The organism is Salinifilum ghardaiensis, from assembly GCF_054491345.1.
On the sequence record NZ_CM137101.1, the window covers coordinates 3,690,362 to 3,712,533 of the forward strand.

The window sequence follows — 22,172 nt, forward strand, 5'->3', positions numbered from 1 at the left end:
CCTTCCGACGGGACGAGAGGACGAGCATGCGCATCGGAATGCCGCTGAACTACAGCGGAGGCTTCGACGAGACGGTCGCGGAGCTGAACACCTACGAGCGGGCCGGGCTGGACATCGTCTACGTGCCCGAGGCGTACTCCTTCGACGCGGTCAGCCAGATGGGCTTCATCGCGGCGCGCACCGAACGCCTGGAGATCGCCTCGGGGATCCTGCAGATCTACACCCGCACGCCCACGCTGACCGCGATGACCGCCGCCGGCATGGACTACGTCTCCGGCGGGCGGTTCACCCTCGGCATCGGCGCGTCCGGACCGCAGGTCATCGAGGGGTTCCACGGCATCCCCTACCAGGCGCCGCTGGGGCGCACCCGGGAGATCGTCGACATCTGCCGGCAGGTCTGGCGCCGCGAGCGGGTGCAGCACCAGGGCAAGAACTACGCGATCCCGCTGCCGGAGGGGCAGGGCACCGGCCTGGGCAAGCCGCTGAAGCTGATCAACCACCCGGTGCGCGAACGCATCCCGATCATGATCGCCGCGATCGGGCCGAAGAACGTCGCCATGACCGCGGAGATCGCCGAGTCCTGGGAACCGATCTTCTACGTCCCGGAGAAGGCCGACATGGTCTGGGGCGAGTCGCTGCGCGAGGGCCGGCAGCGCCGCGATCCGAACCTGCCGCCGCTGGACGTGGTGGTGCAGGCGCCGCTGGCGATCGGCGAGGGGCTCGACGAACTGCTCGACCTCGGCCGTCCCCAGCTGGCGCTGTACATCGGCGGCATGGGCGCCAAGGGCCGCAACTTCTACAACAACCTCGCCCGCCGCTACGGCTACGAGGAGGAGGCCGAGCGCATCCAGGACCTGTACCTGGACGGCAAGAAGGACGAGGCCGCCGCGGCGGTGCCGCGCGAACTGCTCGAGAAGACCTCCCTCGTCGGTTCGGAGGGGCACGTCAAGGAGCGGCTCGCCGCGATGAAGGAATCCGGCGTGACCACGCTCAACGTCACCCCCGTGGCCCAGGATGCCACCGAGCGGGCGCGGCTGATCGAGCGCGTCAAGCAGCTCGCCGACGAGGCGTGATCCGCCGGTGCGCGCTCGGGGACCCGCCGCGGTGGGCACCCGAGCGCGACGCCGGTTGCGGTGGGCACAGCTGTGGTGGCCCCTCGCCGCGGTGGGCCTGCTGCGGCGAGCGCACCGGATGCCGAAGACGGCCGGGCACCGGCTGCTGCGGCCCGCTCCCGAACGCGACCCCGCCACTCTGGAACCGTTCCAGACGATTCAATTTTCATGAAAATTGGAATTCATCCCCACGCGGTCGGGCGACAAGTTGTCCACAACGCAGGCCGTGTCGGGCATTGACCGGACGCGTGCACCACCGAGCGGGTCACCTTCGGGAGGGCGCCTTTCAGAAGTGCTCGCGCAACAGCGGGAAGGCCTCGACCGCGCGGAACCTCGCGTGCCCCTCGGGGACCTCCTCGGTTTCCAGCGACCACGTCATCGGGTGCGGCACGAGCACCGCGCCGATCCCGGCCTCGAGGGCGGGCCAGATGTCGGAGCGCGGGGAATTGCCGATCATCCAGGTCCGCGCCGCGTCCAACCGGCGCTCCTCGACGAAGTCGGCGTAGACCGCGGCGTCCTTCTCCGGAACGATCACGACGTCGTCGAAGAACCCGGCCAGCCCCGAGACGTCGACCTTCCCGGACTGCTCGGCGCGGTCGCCCTTGGTGACGAGGAACAGCCGGTGCCGCTGGTGCAGCTCGTGCAGCGTCCCGCGAACCCCGTCGAGGAGTTCGACGCGCTGCTGCCGGATCGGCGCGCACGCGTCGGTGACCAGCCTCCGGTCGGCCTCGTCCGGCTCGCGGAAGACGGCGAGGCATTCGCCGAGACTGCGCTCGAAGACGTCGACGCCGTAGCCGTGGCGCCGGCTGTTGACCGCTTCGATCGCGTCCAGCTGCGCGCGGAGCTGCTCCCGGGGCAGGTCGGGACCGGCGACCTCGTCGAGGACGCGCTCGACGGCCCGCTCGAACAGGACGTTGTTCTCCCAGAGGGTGTCGTCGGCGTCGAAGAGGAGGTTCTGCGGCATGCCAGGTCCTTTCGCGGTCGGTGTCGGATCGCGCGGCGCGGCTGCCTGCACCACGCCGCCCCAGCGCCCTCGGCGCCGCGTCGAACCGGGGACGTGCGAGCGGCCCCCGATCGGTGCTGCGCGGCAACCGTTCCCGCAACGGCGAGCGCCAGCACCGCAACGAGGCGCTAGCAGGGCCGCTCCGCCGCGGCGGAGCGGAAAGCGGCGTCGCGGGCGTTGTCCTGGCAACGCCGTTCGTGCTCGGCCGTCCATCCGAAGTGCTCGGCCATGCGCGCGAATTCGCGGCCCAACGTGGTGTCCGATGTGGAACGCGCATCGGTGTTGACGGTCACCGCGATGCCGTCGGCGAGCATCCGGTCGGCGGGGTGCGCGGCGAACCCGGCCACCGCCCCGGTCTGCGCGTTGCTCGTCGGGCAGGCCTCCACCGCGATCCCGTCGGAGCGCAGCCGCCGCAGCAGCGCTGCGTCCGCAGCGGAGCGCGCGCCGTGTCCGATGCGATCGGCGCCGAGCACGTCGAGGGCCTCCCACACGCTCTCCGGGCCCGCTCCCTCGCCCGCGTGGATCGTGATCCCGAGCCCGGCCTCCCGGACCGCGTCGAAGGCCGCGCGGTGCGGCGCGCCCGGGTAGCGCTCGTCACCGGCCAGGTCGATCCCGGCGACGACGTCGCGGTGCCGCACCGCGAGCTCGGCCACCCGCCTGCTCGTCTCCGGCGAACCGTCCCGCATGCAGCACAGCAGCAGCCCGGTGCGCACCCCGGTCTCCGCCGCGCCGTCGGCGAGCCCGGACGCGACCGCGGTGATCGCCCCTTCCATGCCGAGTCCGGCGCGCGTGTGCAGCTGCGGGGCGAAGCGCGCCTCGCCGTGGACGACCCCGTCGGCGTGCCAGTCGTGCACGAGCTCCCGCGCCACGCGCCGCAGCGCCCGCGCCGACTGCAGCACGCTGACCGCGAACTCGACGTGCGCGAGGAACGCGGGCAGGCTGCCGCACTCCGGCGGGGCGACCACGAGCTCCCGCGCCGGCCGCGTCACCGGCACTCCCCCCGCGGCGGCCAGTTCGACCGCCGTGTCCGGCCGCACGCTGCAGTCCAGGTGGCAGTGCAGGTCGTAGCGGGGCAGGTCGCACCGACCCGCACCGCACCGCGGCACCCCGGCGGGGACCGCACCGCCGTGCCCCGGGGTCTCCTCTTCGCGCATGACGCACCTCCCGTTCGGTGCGAGTGAGTCTAATCGATTAGACTCACAGGGGGAACGGCGGAAGGGGACGGCTGTGGCGGTGACGATGAGCGATGTGGCGCGGCGCGCCGGAACCTCGGCGGCCGTGGTCAGCTACGTGCTCAGCGGTGGGCCGCGGCCGGTGGCGGCGGCGACGCGCGAGCGCGTGCTGCGCGCGGCGGACGAGCTCGGGTACCGCCGCAACCGGATCGCCGCAGCGCTGCGGTCCGGATCCTCCGGAATGGTCGGCCTGGTCCTGCCGGACACGCTCAACCCGCACTTCGCCGCGCTCGGCCGGCACGTGGAGCGGGCGCTCGGGAACGCGGGCGCGTTGACGGTGATCGCGAACGCCGACTTCGACCCCGCCCAGTACGACGCGGCGGTGCGCGCGTTCCGCTCGGCGCAGGTGGACGGCTTGGTGCTCGTCCCCACGGGCGAGGAGGTCGACGGAACCGTCGACGCGGGCGAAACCCCGGCGGTGTACGTGCACCACCGGCCGGAGAACTCCCGGTTGCCGCTGGTGGCCGCCGACAACACCGCCTCGGTGACCGCGGCGGTGCAGCACCTGCGGCACCACGGGCACACCGAGATCGGCTTCCTCGCCGGTGAGCGCGACCGCGGACCGCTCGGGCAGCGACGGGCCGCCTGGCAGGACACCCGCCCCGCCGGACCGCTGCTGCGGTGCGCCGCTGACCGCGCCGCAGCCCGCGACCTCGCCGCCGAGCTCGCCTCGCGCGGCGAGCTCCCGTCCGCGCTGGTGGTCGCCACGGACGAGCAGGCGATCGGCGTGCTGGCCGCGGCCGGTGCCCGCGGAGTCGCCGTTCCCGGCGAGCTCGCCCTGATCAGCTGCGACGGCACCGGCGAGGCGGCCTTCACCGTGCCCGCCCTGGCGGCTGTCCAGCAGCCGCTGGCGGCCGCTGCCGAGGAGGCGGTGGCCTTGTTGAACTCCCCGGAAGCGGGCGACCGCGCTCCCGCTGCGCAGCTGGTCCCGCGCCGCAGCTGCGGCTGCCCGGACCCGGCGGCGGAGCCCGCCGCGCCCGGAGCAGCCGACTGACCGGCGTCCGGCGCACCGCGGACCGCCCGGACGCACCGGGCGGTCCGCGGCCGCCGTCGTGCTCCCCGCCCTGCGGGGACATCGCACGGGGTCAGTGCGCGGGCGAGTCCGCCACCGCCGCCGAACGGCGCCGCTCGGCCAGCGTCTCCGGCAGCAGTGCGGCCGAGGCGAAGGTGATCAACCCCATCAGCACGAGGAAAGCCGAGACCGAAGCCGTGGTGCCGGTGGTGGCCAGCAGCGCCGTCATCAGGAACGGCGTGCCGCCGCTGACGAGGATCGCCGCCAGCTGGTAGGCCATCGAGGCTCCCGAGTAGCGCACGCGCGGTGCGAACAGCTCGCTCATGTAGGCGGCCAGCGGTCCGTAGTTGAAGCCCGAGCAGACGCTGCCGATCACGGCGGCGAGCGTCACGCCCACCATGGTCGCGGTCTCCACGAGCCAGAAGAACGGGAACGCCCACAGCACGAGCAGCCCGCCGCCGAGCCACACGAGCGGTCGCCGTCCCCAGGAATCGGCCAGCCGTCCGGCGACGAAGATGACCGCCACGCCGACGACCGAGCTGAACAGGGTCACCGTGAGGATCGAGGTGCGTTCCATGCCGAGTTCCCGGGTGGTGTAGTCCAGCAGCCCGGAGATGCTGATGTAGAAGATCGAGTTCGAGGCGAACAGCAGGCCCGAGCCGAGCAGGACGGTGCGCCAGTGCGTGCGCAGCACCTCCAGCAGCGGGGCCTTGGGCCGGGCGGCTTCGGCCTGCTCCTTCTCCGAGCGGAGGCGCTGGAACACCGGGGTGTCCTCGACGCGGAGCTGGATGAACAGCACCACCGGGGCGAGCACGGCGCTGGCGAGGAACGGCACCCGCCAGCCCCAGCTCAGGAACGCGTCGCCCGGGGCCAGCACACCCATGAGCAGGAAGGCGGCGTTGCCGGCGAAGACGCCCACCGGCACGCCGACCTGGCCGAACGATCCGGCCACCCCGCGACGGGAGGACGACACGTTCTCCGTCAGCAGCAGCACGATGCCGCCCCACTGGCCGCCGACGGCCAGTCCCTGCAGGAACCGGAGCGTGACGAGGACGATCGGCGCGGCCATGCCGATGGTTCCGGCGGTCGGCAGCAGGCCGATGAGGAACGTCGCCGCTCCCATGAGGACCAGCGAGGTGACGAGGGCGGGTTTTCGGCCGACGCGGTCCCCGAAGTGGCCGAACAGCAGCCCGCCGATGGGCCGGGCGACGAACCCCGCCCAGAAGGTGGCGAAGGACAGCAGCACACCGATCAGCGGCGTGCTCGCGGGGAAGAACAGCGGACCGAACACGAGAGCGGCCGCCGTGGCGTAGATGAAGAAGTCGTACCACTCGATCGAACTGGCGACGAGTGCTGCGGCGAGGAGTTTGCGGGGGGCTTGCTGGTGGCTCGCGGTCATTGCGGGCTCCACTGCGGATCGGCGGACCGACTGGTTGGTATGACCGTGATGCACGTCTCACCACGCGTCAACCACGCTTCCGGTAGCCGGGAGCGGCCGGTTCGGCGCCCGCCGGTCACCGCCTCCCCGAAGGGCGATGTCGTCCCCGGTCAGCAAGCCGCCGCCGCGGCGAGGAGGCCGGCTACCGGCCGCACCTCCCCGTACCGCCGCGGCGCGAGCGCCTCAGGTGTTCGTCGCGTTGAGCACGCGCACCGGCGCTCCGTCCAGGTACGCGCGGATGTCCTCGACGGTCTCGGTGTAGAAGGCGCGGTAAGTGCCCTCGGTGACGTAGCCGAGGTGCGGCGTGAGCACCGTCCGCGGCGTGCTCCGCCACGGGTGGTCGGCCGGCAGCGGTTCCCGCTCGAACACGTCGATCCCGGCCCCGGCGATCCGCCCCGCGTGCAGCGCCTCGCGCAGCGCCGCCTCGTCGACGATCGGCCCGCGCGAGGTGTTGACCAGGTACGCCCCGGGGCGCATCAACCCGATCTCGCGCTCGCCGACCAGCCCGCGCGTGCGAGCGCTGAGCACCGAGTGGATCGTCAGCACGTCGGCGCTGGCGAACAGCTCGTCCTCGTCCACCCGGTGCGCCCCCACGGCGGCCGCGTCCTGCTCGGTGAGGTTCTGGCTCCACGCGATGACCGGCATGCCGAACGCGCGGCCGATCGTGGCGACCTGCCTGCCCAGGCGCCCCAGCCCGAGCACGCCGAGCGTGCGCCCGTGCAGCTCCAGCCCCACGCTGCCCTGCCACAGGCCGGCGCGCACCCGTGCGTCCTCCTGCGGGATGTTGCGCAGCAGCGCGAAGATCAGGCCCCACGTCAGCTCGGTCGTCGGCACCCAGGAGGCCTCCGGGGTGCCGCTGCTGGTGCCGCAGACGGTGATGCCCAGTTCCCGCGCGGCGTCCAGATCGATCGCCGCGTTGCGCATGCCCGTGGTCACCAGCAGCCGCAGGTTCGGCAGGCGCTCCAGCACCTCGCGGGGGAACCCGCTGCGCTCCCGCATCGCCGCGACGATCTCGAACGGCCGGAGCCGTTCCACCAGTTCGCCCGGACCGGCGACGGCATCGGTGAAGAACTCCGCCCCGGCGGGCAGGGATCCCCAGTCCGCGTACTCCCGCGCGACGTCCTGGTAGTCGTCGAGCACCGCGATTCGCACCGCACGCACCTCCGCTGACGTTCCTCTTCCGGTCGGGCCGGCCTCCCCGGGACACCGCGCGTGCGGCGGCACCGGGCGTGCCACCACCGACCGGAACCGGCCGCGCTCGGTGCCGGCCCGTACCTGCGCCGTGGCACACCCTGCGTGGCCCGCGGCTGACCGCCGGGGGAGACTGGCACCGTGATCGGACCGACCGTACTGCACCTGCTGCCGTTGAGCGTGTTCCAGGCCGACCGCACCGAACCGCTGCGACCCGCGTCGCTCGACCACGAGGGTTTCGCGCACTGCTCGCCGGACCTGACCACCGCGCTGGCCGTGGCGAACAGCCTGTACCGGGCCGAGAACGAGCCGATGATCGCAGCGGAACTCGACCCGGAGCGCATCACCTCCCCGCTGCGCTGGGAGGCCGCCGCTCCCGCCCCGCCGCCGGGTGTGGACCCCGGTACCCCGTTCCCGCACGTCTACGGACCGCTGGACCGCTCGGCGGTGGTCGACGTGTACTACGCGCGCCGCGGCCCGGACGGCACGTTCCTCTCGCTGGAGACGCGCAGCCACACCGCCGAGGAGTTCGACCTGCTGCCGCACCCGGAGGGCGGCTGGTACCGGCGCACGTGGACGAGCCCGTTCGCGCTCTCCCGGGACGGGTCCCCGCGCCCCTCGGCGACGGCGATCTACTTCCTGCTCACCCCCGGGGAGACGTCCCGGTGGCACACGGTCGAGTCGGAGGAGCTGTGGATGTGGCACCGGGGCGGGCCGCTCAACCTGCACCTCGGCGGCGAGGGGAAGCGGCCCGCGGAGCACCCGGAGCACATCTCGCTCGGCGCAGGTGCGGGTCAGAGCCCGCAGGCCCTGGTCCCGGCGCGCACGTGGCAGTGCGCCAGCGCCGCGCCCACGGTGGAAACGCTGGTCAGCTGCGTCGTCTCCCCCGGGTTCGACTTCGCCGACTTCCACGTGCTCAACGAGGACGCCTGAGGCCGGTCCCGCGGGCGGCAGCGGCGGACCGCGCTGGCGAGCGGACGGGCCGCTTCCCGGTGCCGCCGCCCTGGCCGGTGCCGATCAGCGGGTGCGCCTGCCCGCTCCGGGAGACGATCGTCAGCAGCAGGACCAGCAGCGCGACGCCGGCGGAGGCGGCCGGCGTGATGCGGCGCGCGGCCCCCGGCGGCACCGCGGTGGGCGGTGTGCGGTCGGCGCCGGGCACGCGGCGGTCCGGTGCGGGACGGCCCGGCTCCTGCTCGGCGAGCGGTGCGGGTGGTTCGGCGGCGTGCCCCGGCGCCGGCTCCGGCGCGCCGGGACCGGAGCTGGGCGGGCGGCGGAGGCGGCTGCGCTGCGCGGGGCGCGTGCCGAGCATGCGGTGCTCGTACCAGCACATCGCCAGCGACGCCCCGATGATGACCGTGATCAGCACCCCCGCGAACGCGGCGAACGCGGCCAGCGAGTTGAGCACTCGCCTCACCCCCCGAAGTTCAGCAGCTCGTTCTCCGGACACCCGGCGGATCGGCGGGCGCCCGGCCCCGCGCGTCCGCGTGCGACCGGCCGCGCCGCGGCAGCGGGCCGGTTCCGGTGAGCGGATTTTCGGCGCGTTCGGCCTTTCGCGTCGACGGTAGGGCCTGCGCGGAGATCCCGCTGAAGACGAAGCCGGCTCACCCCACGGACGAGTGACCCGGGATGCGGAGGAGCGGGGGCGGACGCGGCGGAGATCCCCACCGCATCCGCTCAACCGTCCGCTCAGCGCGGACGAGGAGATCAATCCGGGCGAGTACGATGGGATAACGGTTTCGTCACCGTCCTCCGCCGCCGCACGCACGAAGCGGCGGGAACGCGGGCGATGCCCCACCGCGGCGGCGCACGCCGGAGCAACGCGCAGGCGGCGCGCTCCGGCGGTCCGGGTGCACCGCTCCACGGGACACCGATGCAGGAGGTCACTGATCGTGCAGGGCTACGGCGTCCATCTGCTCTTCCACGTGCTGGCGGCCGCGTGCGGCGCGGGCTGCGGCGTGGCAGCCGCCCTGTGGTGGCACGAGTCCCTCGCGTTCGCACTGGTGCTCGCCGTCGCCGCGCTCGTCGTCGGACTCCTCGTCCTCCTCGCCCAGGGCCGCTACATCGCCGCCCAGCGATCGGAGCGCCCGGCGGAAGCCGCTCCCGCCGGTGCGCGCGCGGAACACCGGCCGCGGCACGGCACGCGCCCCGGCCTGCCCACCGGTGCCGAAGCGCCCGCTCGCGCGGCACCGCGCACCCGCCAGGACCTGCCGGCGGGGCCGACGCAGGTGAGCGGCGGTACCCCCCGCACCGCGGACGGGGCCTCCGCCGCCGAACCGACCCGCCGCGCGGACGAGCGGCGGCGCGGCCGCTGAGCACTCCTCCCGGGGCTGGATCGGTCCGGCCGGGCGGTCGTTGCGCGGAGTACCGCGCTGTCACGTGCAACCTCCGCTCGAGATTCCGCGTGACCGCGCGGCCTCCTCACACCCCGAGGTAGCCGAGCTGCGAGGAGAGTTCCTTGGCCGCCACGCGCATCGCGCCGACGACGTCGCGGACGCGGCGGCGCGAGAAGCGGTAGGACGGCCCGGAGGCGCTGAGCGCCGCGACGACGGAACCCTCCTGGTTGTAGACCGCCACGGCGGCGGCGTTGAGGCCGAGCTCGAGTTCCTCGAAGGAGGCGGCGTACCCGTCGCGCGCGATCACGTCGAAGTCCTTGCGCAGCTGCCCGGCATCGACCACCGTCCGGTTCGTGTAGCGCTGCAGCGGTTCCCCGAGGATCGCGTCCTGGTCCTCCTGCGGGGCGTGCGCGAGCAGGACCTTGCCGCTCGAGGTCGCGTGCAGCGGGGTGCGCTGCCCGACCCAGTTGTGCGCGGTCACCGCGGCGGTGCCGCGGGCCTGGCTGATGTTCAGGGCGACGTCGTTGTCGCGGATCGCGATGTTGACCGTTTCCCCGAGGTCGGAGGCCAGGGAGTCGCAGAACGGCCGCCCGAGCCGTGGCAGGTCCATGCGCTCGGTCGCCGCCCCCGCCAGCCGCACGACGCCGAACCCGATCGTGTACTTACCTCGCTCGCTGAGCTGCTCCACCAGGCCGCGTGACTCGAGCACGCTGACCAACCGGGAGGCCGTGGACTTGTGCACTCCCAGTTCCGAGGCGATCTCGGTGATGCCGGCTTCTCCGCTCCGCGCCAGCAGTTCCAAGACGGTGACAGCCCGGTCGACGGACTGCACCAGAGCGCCCGAGCTCCTTCCGTGTGTCTCCGCTGAACTACCCACGGTCCAACCGTATCCGTTCCACGTGCCATTTCCGGAACCATCTGTGATCCCTCTTGACGTTGTCGGAACCCGAGAGCGAAATTTGTTGCACATATTACTCCCGGTTTCGTGTGATGCAACGGAGGTACGTGTGCGTTCTCCCGGTGGGCCCGGCGGATCCGGGCTGGCGGTATGAAGGCGGTCGCCGTCGTCGGAACCTCGATCGCGGGCTGGCGCGCGGCGCAGGAGCTGCGGGAGCAGGGGTTCGACGGGCGCCTGGTCATGATCGGCGAGGAGTCACACCGCCCCTACGACCGGCCCGTGCTGTCGAAGGACTTCCTGACCGACGGGCAGTCCTCGGACGAGCTCGCGCTGGCCACCGAGAAGGAGGAGGACGCCCTCGAAGCGGAGTGGCGTCCCGGCACCAGGGCGGTCGGGCTGCGGCCCCGGCAGGGCTGCATCGCGCTCGACGACGGCACCACCGTCGCCGTCGACGGCGCCGTGCTGGCCACCGGCGCCCGCCCCATCACCCTGCCCGGAACGGAACACCTCCCCGGCGTGCACTACCTGCGCACGCTCGACCAGGCGCACGCGCTGCGCACCGAACTCGCACCGGGCATGCGCGTCGTCGTCATCGGTGGCGGGCTCATCGGCACCGAGATCGCCTCCGCCTGCCGCGGCCGCGGAGCGCACGTCACCCTCGTCGAGGCTCAGCACATGCCGCTGGCGCGCACGCTCGGCATCGAGCTCGCCCCCACCTGGCTCGCGCTGCACGAGGACCACGGCGTGCGGATGCGCTGCGGCACCCCGGCCAGCAGGGTGCTCGGCCGGGACCGCGCCACCGGGGTCGAACTCGCCGACGGCCGGGTGCTGCCCGCCGATCTGGTCGTCGTGGAGGTCGGCAGCCGCCCGGTCACCGAGTGGCTGCGCGGTTCGGGCGTGAAGGTCCGCGACGGGGTGGTGACCAACCCGGGCGGCGTCACCGCCGTGTCCAATGTGGTGGCCGTCGGCGATCTCGCCCGCTACCTGCCCGCGCGGCGCGGCCGCACCGCGCGCAGCGACCACTGGTGGACGGCGATGAACCAGCCGCCCGTGGCGGTGCGGAACCTGCTCGCCGGGTGGACCGTCTCGCACTACGCCGCGATCCCCCGGTTCTGGTCGCGGCAGTACGGCAACCTGCTGCAGTTCGCCGGGTTCCCCGGCCCGAAGGACGAGGTCCGCGTCGTCGACGGGTCCCTGCGCTCGCACCGCTTCGTGGCCACCTACCACCGCGGTGGGCGCACCGTGGCGGTGTGCGCGTGCAACAGCCCCAAGGCCTTCTCCCGGCACCGCCGCCGCCTGTCCGCGGCGCTGCGCCGGGAGTAGCGGTCACTTCGCCGGGTCGTCCCGCCCGTTGCGGACGCACGGGTGCTCACCCCGCGGTGAACTCCGCCATCGCGTCGACGAGGAGATCGGCGAGGTACTCGGCGAACGAGCAGCGCACCATGATCCGGTAGGCCGGTTCGTCCGCGACCTGCCACAGCACGACCTGCGCGCGCCCCACGAGCACCTGCGCGCACTGGCCGGGGCCGAACGCGCGCGGGTGCAGGTCCGTCGAGCACAGCTTCTCCAGCACGTCCCGCGACCGCGCCCCGGACAACCGCAGCGTGGTGCGCTGCGCCGACACGTCCACGACGGTGCCGGAGGACCCGCCCAGCGCTTCCCGCGCCGCCGCGGTGACGCGCCCCGCCTGCCCGTCCGGGGCGACGAGCAGCCACTCGTCGGGCCCGAGCCGCAGCGCCGCGTGCCGCCGGTCCCCGGTGACCCGGTCCGGCGTGCGGTGCGGCAGGGGCGTCCCCAGCTCCCGCTCGACGCGCCCCCTCGCGGCGCCGGACGGGTCGGTGCGCAGGTCGACCTGGGTGAGGAAGGGCTCCTCGGCCAGCCGCACTCCGCGCAGCCCCTCCGCGCTGCGCTCGGCGAGCTCGGCGGTGCGGTGCGCCAGCGGGCTGCGGCGCAACTCGCGGGCACCGACCGCGGTGCCCGCGACCTCGTCAACGACCGTCACGGCGGGCTCCTTCCCTGTCGTAGAGCACCGGTTCGGCCACCTCCACCGGCGCGGACCGGCCCCGCAGCGGAACGTGCAGGGTTTCGCCGACGCGGCTGCGCCCCGCTCGCACCAGCGCCAGCGCGAAGGTCCGCTCCAGCGCCGCGCTGCGGTAGCTGGAGGTCACGTGGCCGAGCACCGGCACCGGCGGTTCGCGGGGCACGTCCGGCTCCACCAGGTGCGCCCCCTCCGGCAGCCGCTCCTCCGGGTCCCGCGGCAGCAGCCCGACGAGCTGCCTGCGGTCGCAGCGCCGCACGTCCGCGCGCGAGAGCGAGCGCTTGCCGACGAAGTCCGCGCGCGCGGACACCACCCGGTCCATGCCCAGATCGAGCGGGGTGGCGGTGCCGTCGGTGTCCTGCCCGACGATCGCGAACCCCTTCTCCGCCCGCAGCACGCGCATCGCCTCCGTGCCGTACGGGGTGATGCCGTGGTCCTCCCCCGCCGCGTGCACCGCCTCCCACAGGGCGCGGCCGTACCACGTCTCCACGTGGATCTCGAAGGCCAGCTCACCCGAGAACGACACGCGCGAGATCCGCGCGGGGACGCCGTCGCGCAGCACCGCCCAGCGGAACTCCAGGGGTCCGAACGCCCCGGCCGCGACGTCCAGGTCCGGTGCCAGCCGGGCCACCACGGCGCGCGAGTCGGGGCCGACCACGGCCACCGCCGCCCACTGCTCGGTCACCGGGGTGCAGTACACCGCCAGTTCGAACCACTCGGTCCGCAGCCACTCCTGCAGCCAGTCCAGCACGTGCGCGGCGTTGCCGGTGGTGGTGCTCATCAGGTACCGGTCCGGCGCCAGCCGCGCGGCCACCCCGTGCTCGAAGACCACCCCGTCGGGGGTGCACATCACCCCGCAGCGCGCCTCGCCGACGGGCAGACCGGCGAGACCGCTGGTGCAGATCCGGTCGAGGAACTCCGGTGCGTCCGGCCCGGCGACCTCGATCTTGCCGAGCGGGGTCACGTCCTGCACGGCCACACCGGTGCGCGCGGCGCGGCACTCCCGCTGCACGGCCCGGTCCACGTCCTCACCGTCCCGGGGGTAGCACCGGGGGCGCTTCCACTGGTCGACGTCCTCGAACACCGCCCCGCGCGCGACGTGCCACGGGTGCATCGGCGTGACCCGCGCCGGGTCGTGCAGCCGGCCGCGCTCCCGCCCGGCCCACAGCGCCATCGGGACCGGGGCGTACGGCGAGCTCGCGGTGGTCGCGCCCACCTCGCCCGGATCCCGCGCGCCGAGCGCCTCGGCGACCAGCGCCGCCGCGTTGACCCGGGAGGTCTTGCCCTGGTCGCTGCCGGTTCCGATGGTCGTGGCCCGCTCGACGTGCTCCACCGAACGCACGCCCGTGCCGAGGGCGTGCCAGACATCGGCCACGCTCGCATCGCGCTGCAGGTCGACGAAGTGGTCGCACCACCGGGCCGGTTCACCGGACTCGCCCGGGACCAGCCACAGCGGCCGCGGGCGGGTGGGCGGACGATCGCCGCGCACGGGCGGCACCGGCGGTGGTGCTGTGCGGAAACCGCTGGCCGTGGCCAGTTCCGCCCCGGCGGCGTAGCCCTGCGCCAGGCAGCCGGCGAGGTCGAGCGTCCCCCGCGCGGCACCGATCACGCGCGGCAGGTCCTCGCCCTGCTGCGGCACGAACGCCGCGATCACCGGGTCCCAGCGCAGCTGCCCGCCGGCGTGGCCGAACAGCTGGGTCGCCGGGTCCCACCCGCCGCTGACGGCCAGCAGGTCGCAGTCGTGCTGCACGGCCGGGCCCGCCGGGTGCCCGTCCCCGTCGAGCGGGGCGATCCGCGCGGCCGACACCCGGCGGTCCCCCTCGGTGCCGACGACGGCCGCTCCCCGGTGCACCACCGCGCCGGTTTCCTCGGCGAGCCGCGCGAGCTCCTCGGGCGGGTGGGCGCGGCTGTCGACCACGGCCCGCACGTCCGCACCGGCCTCGGCCAGGGCGAACACGGTGCGGTAGGCGCTGTCCGAGGTGGTGGCCACGACGGCGCGGTGGCCGGGCAGCACCCCGAACCGGTGCAGGTAGCGCCGCACCGCCCCGGCGAGCATGGTGCCGGGGCGGTCGTTGTCGGCGAAGACGAGCGGGCGTTCGTGCGCGCCGGTGGCGAGCACGACGTGCCGGGCCCGCACGTGCCACAGGCGCTGCCGCGCACCGCGCCGCTCGGCCACGAGCAGGGGACCGCCCTCGTAGCAGCCGACGGCGGTGGCGCGGGTGAGCACGCGGGTCTCGTCGAGTTCCACGAACTCGCGGGAAACCCCGGCGAGCCAGTCGGTCGCGCTCCGCCCGTCGACGCCGTGGTGCCCGTCGAGCAGTCCCCCGCCGATCTCGGTGTCCTGCTCGACCAGCAGCACGCGCGCTCCCGACCGGCCGGCCGCGCGGGCGGCGGCGATGCCCGCGGGGCCGGCGCCGACCACGGCGACGTCGACGTGCACGTGCTTCTTGTCGTAGGTGTGCTCGTCCTCCGCCGGGCACAGCCAGCCGACGCCGGAGAGGGTGGCGACCTGCAGCCCGTCGGCGAGCTCCACGCGGGTGGCCGGCACCATCGGCTCGGGGCGGCCGCCCAGCACCTGCACCATCGCGTTCGGTTCGGTCTCGTCGGCGGTGAGGATCCCGCGCGGGCGGTCGCGGTGGATCGACGGCGCCACTTCGATGCGGTCGTTGGCCAGCAGCGCCGAGGCGAGGGTGTCCCCCGGGTGCCCGGTCAGCGCGATCCCGTCCACGGTGAAGCGCGCGGACCGGGAGCGGTCGACGCGGCCGCCGGAGCGCAGTCTCGTTATGGTCCCACCGCCTTCGAGCGCGCGTGCGAGGCCTCGGGACGGTCCACATCGGTCCGTCCCCCGCAGCGGGGTTCGACGTCGTCCCGCGGTCCGCACCACGGGCACGGGATCCGCAGCATCTGTGGCTCCTTTGCCGAGCGGGTGGCGCGCTCCGCGCGAACGAGGAGCGCGCTCGGAAGTTTCCGCGATTTCAGCGGGCGGGCACCGCCGCCCGGTGCTCGCCGGCGAGCGCCCCGGTGCCGAAGCGCTCGAGGCCGCAGGCGGCGGCGAGCGGGTGCGGTCGCCCGGTGGCGATGGTGTGCGCGAAGAGGTGGCCGGCTGCCGGAGCGGCCTGGAAAACCCCGGTGCCCCAGCCGCAGTTGACGAACAGGTTCTCGTGCGGCGCGGGGCCGGTGATCGGCGAGGAGTCCGGGGTGATGTCGACGAGGCCGCTCCAGGTGCGCAGCACGTGGGCCTTGGCGAACACGGGGAAGAGCTCCATCGCGGCGGCGAGCTGCCGCTCGATCACGTGCGCGGGCCCCGGCCGTTCAGCCCCGGGCCGTTCCGGTCCCGGCCGGGCGACTCCGCTGCACGCCCCGGTGCCGGCGCCGAGGACGAGCTCTCCCTCGTGCGTCCCGCTGCAGCAGCAGTGCACGTGCTCGGAGACGACCGCGCACGGGGGCACCGACTCGAGCAGTTCCGAGACCACGGCCTGCGAGGGGTGGCTCCGCAGCGGCAGCCGCAGACCGAGCGCGTCGGTCAGCCGGGTGGTGCGCCCCGCGGCGGCCAGCCCCACCCGTCCCGCGCTGATCGGCCCGAGCGAGGTCTCCACACCGGTGACCCTCTCGCCGGAGGTGCGCAGGCCGGTGACGGTGCACCCCTGGACGAGGTCCACCCCGAGCTCCTCGGCCTTGCGCGCCAGGGCCCGGGCCACGCGGTCGTGCTCGGCGATGCCTCCCCGCGGCTGGAACGTCGCGCCGAGCACGGGGTACCGGACGTCGTCACCGGTGTGCAGGATCGGGCACACGTCCCGGATCTCGGCCGGGGTGAGCCACTCGGCATCGGCACCGCCCAGCCAGTCGGCGAACGCGCGGCGGCGGCCGTCGCGGACTTCCTGCTCGGTGTGCGCCGCGGTGAGCACCCCGCGCTGCTCGAGCAGGAGCTCGTCCTCGAGCTCCGCGGGCAGCTGCTCCCACAGCTCCAGCGCGTGCTCGTCCAGCGCCGCGCTCTCGCCGGACCCGCGGCGGGAGCTGATGACCGCGGCGCCGCGGGCCCCGTCGCCGTCCAACCACCCGTCCTCGAGCACGGCGACGTTCCGGATGCCGTGCCGGGACGCGAGGTAGTGCGCGGTGGCGAGGCCGTGGACCCCGGCACCGACGAGGACCACGTCGTAGTGCGCCTCGGGGGTGGGGCGGCACCGGAGGCGCTCCGGCGACGCGGGCGAGGAGCGTGTCGTGACCACCGCGGCCTCCACGGGGACGGGCGACGGGATCTGCGGCGGGTGGGCGCCCCGCCGGGACGGCGGTGCGCCGGGGCGAGCGTTCGCGAGAACTCAAGTGCGGGAAGGACTCAAGCGGGGTGAAGACTCACCAACAACTGATATGCCAGTGTGTAGGTTAGACTACGAGGCATGGCTCGTGGCGTCAATTCATCCGTCGAGCGGGCGGGGCGCGGCCGCTCGACCGGGCGCGGGGCTGCGCGGCGCACCCGCCGGAACCGCAGCTCGCAGGCGGAACGCGCCTACGGAACGCTGCGCGAGCGGATCCTCACCCTGGACCTCGCGCCGGGCAGCCCCCTGCAGGAGGACGAGCTCACCTCCGAGCTGGACATCGGCCGCACCCCGCTGCGGGAGGCGGTCAAACGGCTGCAGCTGGACTCGCTCGTGGCGATCTACCCGCGCCGCGGGACCTTCGTCACCGAGGTCAACATCACCGATCACGCCCTGATCGCCGATGTGCGCCTGCAACTGGAGGGGCACGCGGCACGCCGCGCGGCCGAGCGCGCGACGGAGGCCGAGCGGTCCGAATTGGACGATCTCCGGAAGCTCCCCGGGCCCTCGCCCGAGGCGGCCCCGCCCGGCAGCGGGGCCGCGCGCGGGACCGGGGGATCAGCCGGCAGCGGGGGGCCAGCAGGGACCGGGGGCCCGAGCGTGATGGACGTGGACGCGCGCGTGCACCGGGCGATCTACCGCTGCGCGCACAACCACTACCTCGAGAGTACGCTGGGGCACTACTACAACCTGGCACTGCGGATCTGGTACCTGTTCTCCGACCGGCTGCCGGCCATGGACGACCACGTGGCCGAGCACGGGGAACTGCTCGAGGCCGTGGTCGCCGGGGATGCCGACCGCGCGGACCGCACCGCGGTCGCCCACGTCGATCACTTCGAGCAGCGGATCCGGAACGTTCTCTAACCGGAACTCACCCGTTTCGCAAGGACCCCGCCCGACCGCCTGTCACCCGCTCGGATTCTCCTTGCCAGCCCCGGGGGAAACGCCTCGCCGGGACCTTGACGAACCCCGCCCTCGAGGCGCACTGTTGCGTTACACGCAGAAGGTTGTGGTACGCGCAACACCACCCACCTCTGGCGCAATAGGCCAACGCTGACGCAATGGGGCGGCAGTTATGGATTCGAGCGTCCAGGTACCCGTCACCGGTGCCGGCATCCCCGGATGCGGCACCGCGCACGACCTCGCCCGGCTCGGGATCGCCGACGTGGCCGCAGCGGAGCAGCTCCCGCTGCTCGCCACCGGCGGATCCACCTCGCACACACCGGAGTCCTCGCACGCGCCGGTGCTCCGAACCGGTTCCGACCGGAGCGCGAGCCGAGTGGCCGCCGACGCGGCCGCGACCGCCGCGGACCTGGAGCTCGACGAGCATCCCCGCTTCCACCGGACGAGCGGAGCCGAGTCCTCCGCCGCCCCCGACGTCGAGGCCTCCCGCTCCGAACGACCACGCTCCGCGGCCGCGCTCGCGGATGCGGCGTTCGACCCCGCGATGACCAGAATGCGCTGTTGAGCCCCGTCCCCGCGCGGACGACGACCCGAGCCACGCGGCGGTGATGCGGAAACCGCCCCACCGCGCCGGCCCCGGGTGCCGCACGCGCTCCGGGCAGGACCCCCGGCCCGAGCACACCCGCCCGCCTGTGCCCAACACCCCGGACCGGACGGCAGACCCGACACCGGACCGGCCACGCCCGGAGGACGCGGTGATCTCCGGGAATATCGGAGTCCAATGCGGACTTACAACTGAAAACAGGGCACAACCGCACATCGCACCCGATAAACATCCCGCACGGACCTCAAGGAGTGCCCGATGAGCGTCAACCCCAACCCGGGCATTTTGCAATACCCGCGGATCCGCAAGTCGCCGTTCTTCTACGCCTCGCGTCAGCACGGCGTCGGGCTCTACAGCGTTTACAACCACACCTACCACGCTCGGCACTACGGCGATCCGGTCGGCGAGTACTGGGCCCTGTTGGAAGGCGTGACGCTGTGGGACGTCGGCGTGGAGCGGCAGGTGGAGATCACCGGCCCGGACGCCTTCGACTTCACGAACATGCTCGTGCCGCGCGACCTGACCAAGTGCAAGGTCGGGCAGTGCAAGTACGTGTTCGTCACCGACGAGCACGGCGGAATCATCAACGACCCGGTGCTGCTGCGCCTCGGTGAGAACCACTTCTGGCTGTCCCTGGCGGATTCGGACGTGCTGCTGTGGGCCCGCGGGCTGGCCTACAGCCTCGGCATGGACGTCACGATCCGCGAGGCGGACGTCGGGCCGGTGCAGGTCCAGGGGCCGAAGTCGCGGGAGGTCATGGTCGACCTGTTCGGCGAGGACATCCTCGACGTGCCCTACTACTACGCGGTCGACCGCGAGCTGAACGGCATGCAGGTCGTCGTCTCCCGCACGGGCTACACGGCGGAGCTCGGCTACGAGATCTACCTGCACAACGCCAGCCGCGACGGGACGAAGCTGTGGAACACCGTGTGGGAGGCCGGCGAGCCGCACGGCATGCGGGTCATCGGTCCCTGCCACATCCGCCGCATCGAGGCGGGAATCCTGTCCTGGGGCTGCGACATCACACAGAACACCAACCCGTTCGAGGTCGGCTACGGCTTCGAGAAGACCTGGATGGTGGACCTGGACCAGGAGGCCGACTTCATCGGCAAGCAGGCGCTGCAGCAGGTCAAGGAGCAGGGGATCTCCCGCAAGCTGGTGGGCGTGGAGATCGGCGGGCCCGGTGTCGGCTCGTTCAACGACGGCCGGATGATCGACATGTTCGACGTGCACGACCCCAACGGCCTGCGCATCGGCGAGGTCACCTCGGCCTGCTACTCCCCCCGGCTGGAGCGCAACATCGGGTTCGCGATGGTGCCGATCGCCTACCACCAGCTCGGGACCGAGCTCGTGGTGGCCACGCAGCACGGTCGGCAGGACGCGATCGTGGTCGAAAAGCCGTTCCTCGACCCGACCAAGGACATCCCGAAGCGCGCCCTGCGCGAGACGGCCGCATAGCGGGAAGGGGTGAGCACGATGACCACCCAGGACCGGTTCTCCCGTTCGCTGGAAGCGGCGCGCTACGAGGTCCTGCCGTTGCGCGGGGTGCTCGACGAGGTCGCCCACCTGTCCCCGGGCACGTGCGTGACCGTCACCTCCGCGCAGGCCAAGGGCATCGACGCCACGCTGGAGACCGCCGAGCAGCTCGCCCGGCGCGATCTCCAGCCGGTGCCCCACCTGGCCGCGCGCCTGGTCCGGGACAGCCCGCACCTGGAGCGGATCCTCGACCGCCTCGCCGCGGCCGGGATCGACGAGGTGTTCGTGATCGGGGGTGACGCGGCCGAGAGCGGGGAGTTCCCGGACGCCCTGTCGCTGCTGCAGGCGATGGAGCGCACCGGGCGCCGACCGCAGCGCGTCGGCATCGGCGGCTACCCGGAGCGGCACGCGTCCATCCCGGACGACGTGCTCGCGCAGGCGCTGGCGGACAAGTCCCGCTACGCCGACTACATCGTCTCCCAGATCTGCTTCGACACGGAGACGATCCTGGCGTGGGTCAAGGACCTCCGCGAGCGGGGGCTGACGCAGCCGGTCTACGTCGGGATGCCGGGTGCGGTGGACGCGCGCAAGCTCATGCGGATCTCGCTGAAGATCGGCCTGGGCGAGTCGATGCGCTTCCTGCGCAAGCAGTCCGGGGTGGTCAGCAAACTGCTCACCCGCTACACGCCACAGGACATCGTGGACGGGCTCATGCCCTACCTGGACGATCCGGAGCACGGCATCGCCGGTTGGCACCTGTACACGTTCAACGAAGTGGCGAAGACGGTCGAATGGCGGCAGGAAGCGGCCCGGCGCATCGGAGAGGTCCCGGCCTGACGCCGCGGGTGGTGGGCGCGCCGGGCGCCCACCACCCCCAACACCCCGCCAACCGCAGTGGAGTCACGATGAGCATTCCCAACGACCTGGACATCTCCCGGGCGACCGAGCTCAAACCGCTGACCGACGTGGCCGCCGACATGGACATCGGTCGGCACCTCCTCGAACCGTACGGGCACAACGTCGCGAAGATCTCGCTGGACGCCATCGAGGAACTCGCCGACCGTCCGCGGGGGCGGTACGTGGTGGTCAGCGCGATCACCCCCACTCCGCTCGGCGAGGGCAAGACCACCACGACCGTCGGTCTGGGCCAGGGGCTGCACCACCTCGGCCAGCGCAGCGCCGTGGCGGTGCGGCAGCCGTCGATGGGGCCGACGTTCGGCATCAAGGGCGGCGCGGCAGGCGGCGGTTACAGCCAGGTCGTGCCGATGGAATCGCTCAACCTGCACCTGACCGGCGACATGCACGCGGTCACCTCGGCGCACGACCTGCTGGCCGCGATGGTGGACAACCACCTGCACAAGGGCAACGAGCTCGGCATCGACCCGCACCGGATCACGTGGCGGCGCGTGCTCGACGTCAACGACCGGGACCTGCGCAACATCGTCAGCGGGCTCGGCGGCAGGTCCGACGGCGAGCCGCGGCAGACCGGTTTCGACATCACCGCGGCCAGCGAGGTGATGGCGATCCTGGCGCTGTCCACCTCGCTGCAGGACATGCGGCAGCGCATGGGGCGCATCGTCGTCGGCTACACGCGCGAGGGCGAGCCGGTCACCGCCGAGCAGCTCAAGGCCGCCGGCGCGATGACGGTGCTCATGCGCGAGGCGCTGAAGCCGAACCTCATGCAGACCACCGAGAACACGCCGGTGCTGGTGCACGCGGGCCCGTTCGGCAACATCGCCCACGGCAACTCCTCGATCGTCGCCGACCTCATCGCCAGCCGCGGCAGCGACTACCTGATCACCGAGGCCGGGTTCGGGGCGGACATGGGCGCGGAGCGGTTCTTCAACATCAAGTGCCGCGCTTCCGGCATGCGGCCGGACGCGGCGGTGCTCGTGGCGACGGTGCGCGCGTTGAAGGCCCACTCGGGACGTTTCCGCGTCGTGGCGGGCAAACCGCTGCCTCCCGAGCTGCTGCAGGAGAACCCGGACGACGTCTCCGCGGGGGCGGACAACCTGCGCAAGCAGATCCGGAACATCCGGATGCACGGGGTCTCACCGGTGGTGGCGATCAACGCCTTCCCTGGCGACCACCCGAGCGAGCACGCCAGGATCCGCGAGATCGCCGAGGCCGAGGGCGCCCGGGTCGCCGTCAGCGACCACTTCAGCGAGGGCGGCAAGGGAGCTGTGGAACTGGCCGAGGCGGTGGTCGAGGCCGCGGAGGAACCGCACGAGTTCCAGCTGCTCTACCCGGACGAGGCGGATCTGCGCACCAAGATCGAAACGATCGCGCGGGAGGTCTACGGCGCGGACGGCGTGTCGTTCCAACAGGCAGCGCAGCGGTCGCTGGACAGCTACGAGGCCAACGGCTTCGGCAACCTGCCGGTGTGCATCGCCAAGACGCACCTGTCGCTGAGCTCCGATCCGAAGCTGCTCGGCGCACCGACCGGGTGGACGCTGCCGGTTCGGGAGGTGCGCGCCTCCGTCGGCGCCGGGTTCGTGTACCCGATCTGCGGTGACATGCGCACCATGCCCGGATTGGGGTCATCTCCAGCGGCTGAGCACATCGACATCGACGAGCACGGCCAGGTCCTCGGCCTGAGCTGAGCGGCACGCGGGAGGT

The 22,172-nt window shown here is 73.2% G+C and carries 19 protein-coding genes; 10 read left to right on the plus strand and 9 right to left on the minus strand.

Annotated features, from left to right (window positions below):
- Positions 1–26 precede the first annotated feature (26 nt).
- Entirely contained in the window at positions 27–1,073 is a 1,047-nt protein-coding gene (locus ACVGV0_RS16825) for an LLM class F420-dependent oxidoreductase (protein ID WP_459156640.1), read from the plus strand.
- A gap of 325 nt (positions 1,074–1,398) precedes the next feature.
- On the opposite strand, the gene ACVGV0_RS16830 is transcribed toward ACVGV0_RS16825, so the two are convergent.
- Complete coding sequence (locus tag ACVGV0_RS16830) at positions 1,399–2,076, minus strand: HAD family hydrolase (protein ID WP_459156641.1); 678 nt, start codon at positions 2,074–2,076, stop codon at positions 1,399–1,401.
- 167 nt (positions 2,077–2,243) lie between these two features.
- Complete coding sequence (gene add / locus ACVGV0_RS16835) at positions 2,244–3,269, minus strand: adenosine deaminase (RefSeq protein ID WP_459156642.1); 1,026 nt, start codon at positions 3,267–3,269, stop codon at positions 2,244–2,246.
- Positions 3,270–3,354: 85 nt separating this feature from the next.
- On the opposite strand from add, the gene ACVGV0_RS16840 reads away from it, so the two are divergent.
- Entirely contained in the window at positions 3,355–4,341 is a 987-nt protein-coding gene (locus tag ACVGV0_RS16840) for a LacI family DNA-binding transcriptional regulator (protein ID WP_459156643.1), read from the plus strand.
- A 91-nt stretch (positions 4,342–4,432) separates the two neighbouring features.
- On the opposite strand, the gene ACVGV0_RS16845 is transcribed toward ACVGV0_RS16840, so the two are convergent.
- Positions 4,433–5,758 (minus strand): MFS transporter, encoded by a 1,326-nt coding sequence (locus tag ACVGV0_RS16845; RefSeq protein WP_459156644.1) that lies wholly within the window; start codon positions 5,756–5,758, stop codon positions 4,433–4,435.
- Between the two features lie 222 nt (positions 5,759–5,980).
- Positions 5,981–6,949: a D-2-hydroxyacid dehydrogenase family protein gene (locus ACVGV0_RS16850; protein WP_459156645.1), complete on the minus strand. Its 969-nt coding sequence runs from the start codon at positions 6,947–6,949 to the stop codon at positions 5,981–5,983.
- Positions 6,950–7,129: 180 nt separating this feature from the next.
- Here ACVGV0_RS16850 and ACVGV0_RS16855 point away from each other — a divergent pair, with 180 nt between their 5' ends.
- The gene (locus tag ACVGV0_RS16855) at positions 7,130–7,921 is read left to right on the plus strand and encodes a cupin domain-containing protein (protein WP_459156646.1); all 792 of its coding nucleotides are present in this window, start codon (positions 7,130–7,132) and stop codon (positions 7,919–7,921) included.
- Here the strand turns inward: ACVGV0_RS16855 and ACVGV0_RS16860 are convergent.
- Positions 7,905–8,402 (minus strand): hypothetical protein, encoded by a 498-nt coding sequence (locus ACVGV0_RS16860; protein ID WP_459156647.1) that lies wholly within the window; start codon positions 8,400–8,402, stop codon positions 7,905–7,907. The two genes, ACVGV0_RS16855 and ACVGV0_RS16860, sit on opposite strands and share 17 nt — an antisense overlap.
- Before the next feature lie 475 nt (positions 8,403–8,877).
- Here ACVGV0_RS16860 and ACVGV0_RS16865 point away from each other — a divergent pair, with 475 nt between their 5' ends.
- The gene (locus ACVGV0_RS16865) at positions 8,878–9,300 is read left to right on the plus strand and encodes a hypothetical protein (protein WP_459156648.1); all 423 of its coding nucleotides are present in this window, start codon (positions 8,878–8,880) and stop codon (positions 9,298–9,300) included.
- Between the two features lie 106 nt (positions 9,301–9,406).
- On the opposite strand, the gene ACVGV0_RS16870 is transcribed toward ACVGV0_RS16865, so the two are convergent.
- Positions 9,407–10,153, minus strand: a complete 747-nt coding sequence (locus tag ACVGV0_RS16870; RefSeq protein ID WP_459156649.1) for an IclR family transcriptional regulator — start codon at positions 10,151–10,153, stop codon at positions 9,407–9,409.
- A 216-nt stretch (positions 10,154–10,369) separates the two neighbouring features.
- On the opposite strand from ACVGV0_RS16870, the gene ACVGV0_RS16875 reads away from it, so the two are divergent.
- Positions 10,370–11,542: an NAD(P)/FAD-dependent oxidoreductase gene (locus ACVGV0_RS16875; protein WP_459156650.1), complete on the plus strand. Its 1,173-nt coding sequence runs from the start codon at positions 10,370–10,372 to the stop codon at positions 11,540–11,542.
- A 46-nt stretch (positions 11,543–11,588) separates the two neighbouring features.
- On the opposite strand, the gene ACVGV0_RS16880 is transcribed toward ACVGV0_RS16875, so the two are convergent.
- The 3 genes from ACVGV0_RS16880 to ACVGV0_RS16890 all read right to left on the minus strand — a co-directional run bounded on the left by ACVGV0_RS16880 (position 11,589) and on the right by ACVGV0_RS16890 (position 16,483).
- Positions 11,589–12,221 (minus strand): sarcosine oxidase subunit gamma, encoded by a 633-nt coding sequence (locus ACVGV0_RS16880; RefSeq protein WP_459156651.1) that lies wholly within the window; start codon positions 12,219–12,221, stop codon positions 11,589–11,591.
- A complete protein-coding gene (locus ACVGV0_RS16885; RefSeq protein ID WP_459156652.1) occupies positions 12,208–14,985 on the minus strand; it encodes a glycine cleavage T C-terminal barrel domain-containing protein in 2,778 nt (925 codons plus the stop codon). The genes ACVGV0_RS16880 and ACVGV0_RS16885 overlap by 14 nt, the downstream gene beginning before the upstream one ends.
- A gap of 247 nt (positions 14,986–15,232) precedes the next feature.
- Positions 15,233–16,483, minus strand: a complete 1,251-nt coding sequence (locus ACVGV0_RS16890; protein WP_459156653.1) for an FAD-dependent oxidoreductase — start codon at positions 16,481–16,483, stop codon at positions 15,233–15,235.
- Positions 16,484–16,651: 168 nt separating this feature from the next.
- Between ACVGV0_RS16890 and ACVGV0_RS16895 the strand changes: the two genes are divergently transcribed.
- From ACVGV0_RS16895 to ACVGV0_RS16915, 5 genes are all read left to right on the plus strand, one after another.
- Positions 16,652–17,434, plus strand: coding sequence for a GntR family transcriptional regulator (locus tag ACVGV0_RS16895; RefSeq protein ID WP_459156654.1), 783 nt, complete (start codon positions 16,652–16,654; stop codon positions 17,432–17,434).
- 211 nt (positions 17,435–17,645) lie between these two features.
- A complete protein-coding gene (locus ACVGV0_RS16900) occupies positions 17,646–18,038 on the plus strand; it encodes a hypothetical protein (RefSeq protein WP_459156655.1) in 393 nt (130 codons plus the stop codon).
- A 297-nt stretch (positions 18,039–18,335) separates the two neighbouring features.
- Positions 18,336–19,535 (plus strand): glycine cleavage T C-terminal barrel domain-containing protein, encoded by a 1,200-nt coding sequence (locus ACVGV0_RS16905; RefSeq protein WP_459156656.1) that lies wholly within the window; start codon positions 18,336–18,338, stop codon positions 19,533–19,535.
- A gap of 18 nt (positions 19,536–19,553) precedes the next feature.
- Positions 19,554–20,390 (plus strand): methylenetetrahydrofolate reductase, encoded by an 837-nt coding sequence (locus ACVGV0_RS16910; RefSeq protein ID WP_459156657.1) that lies wholly within the window; start codon positions 19,554–19,556, stop codon positions 20,388–20,390.
- A 68-nt stretch (positions 20,391–20,458) separates the two neighbouring features.
- The gene (locus ACVGV0_RS16915; protein ID WP_459156658.1) at positions 20,459–22,156 is read left to right on the plus strand and encodes a formate--tetrahydrofolate ligase; all 1,698 of its coding nucleotides are present in this window, start codon (positions 20,459–20,461) and stop codon (positions 22,154–22,156) included.
- The last annotated feature ends 16 nt before the right edge of the window (positions 22,157–22,172 follow it).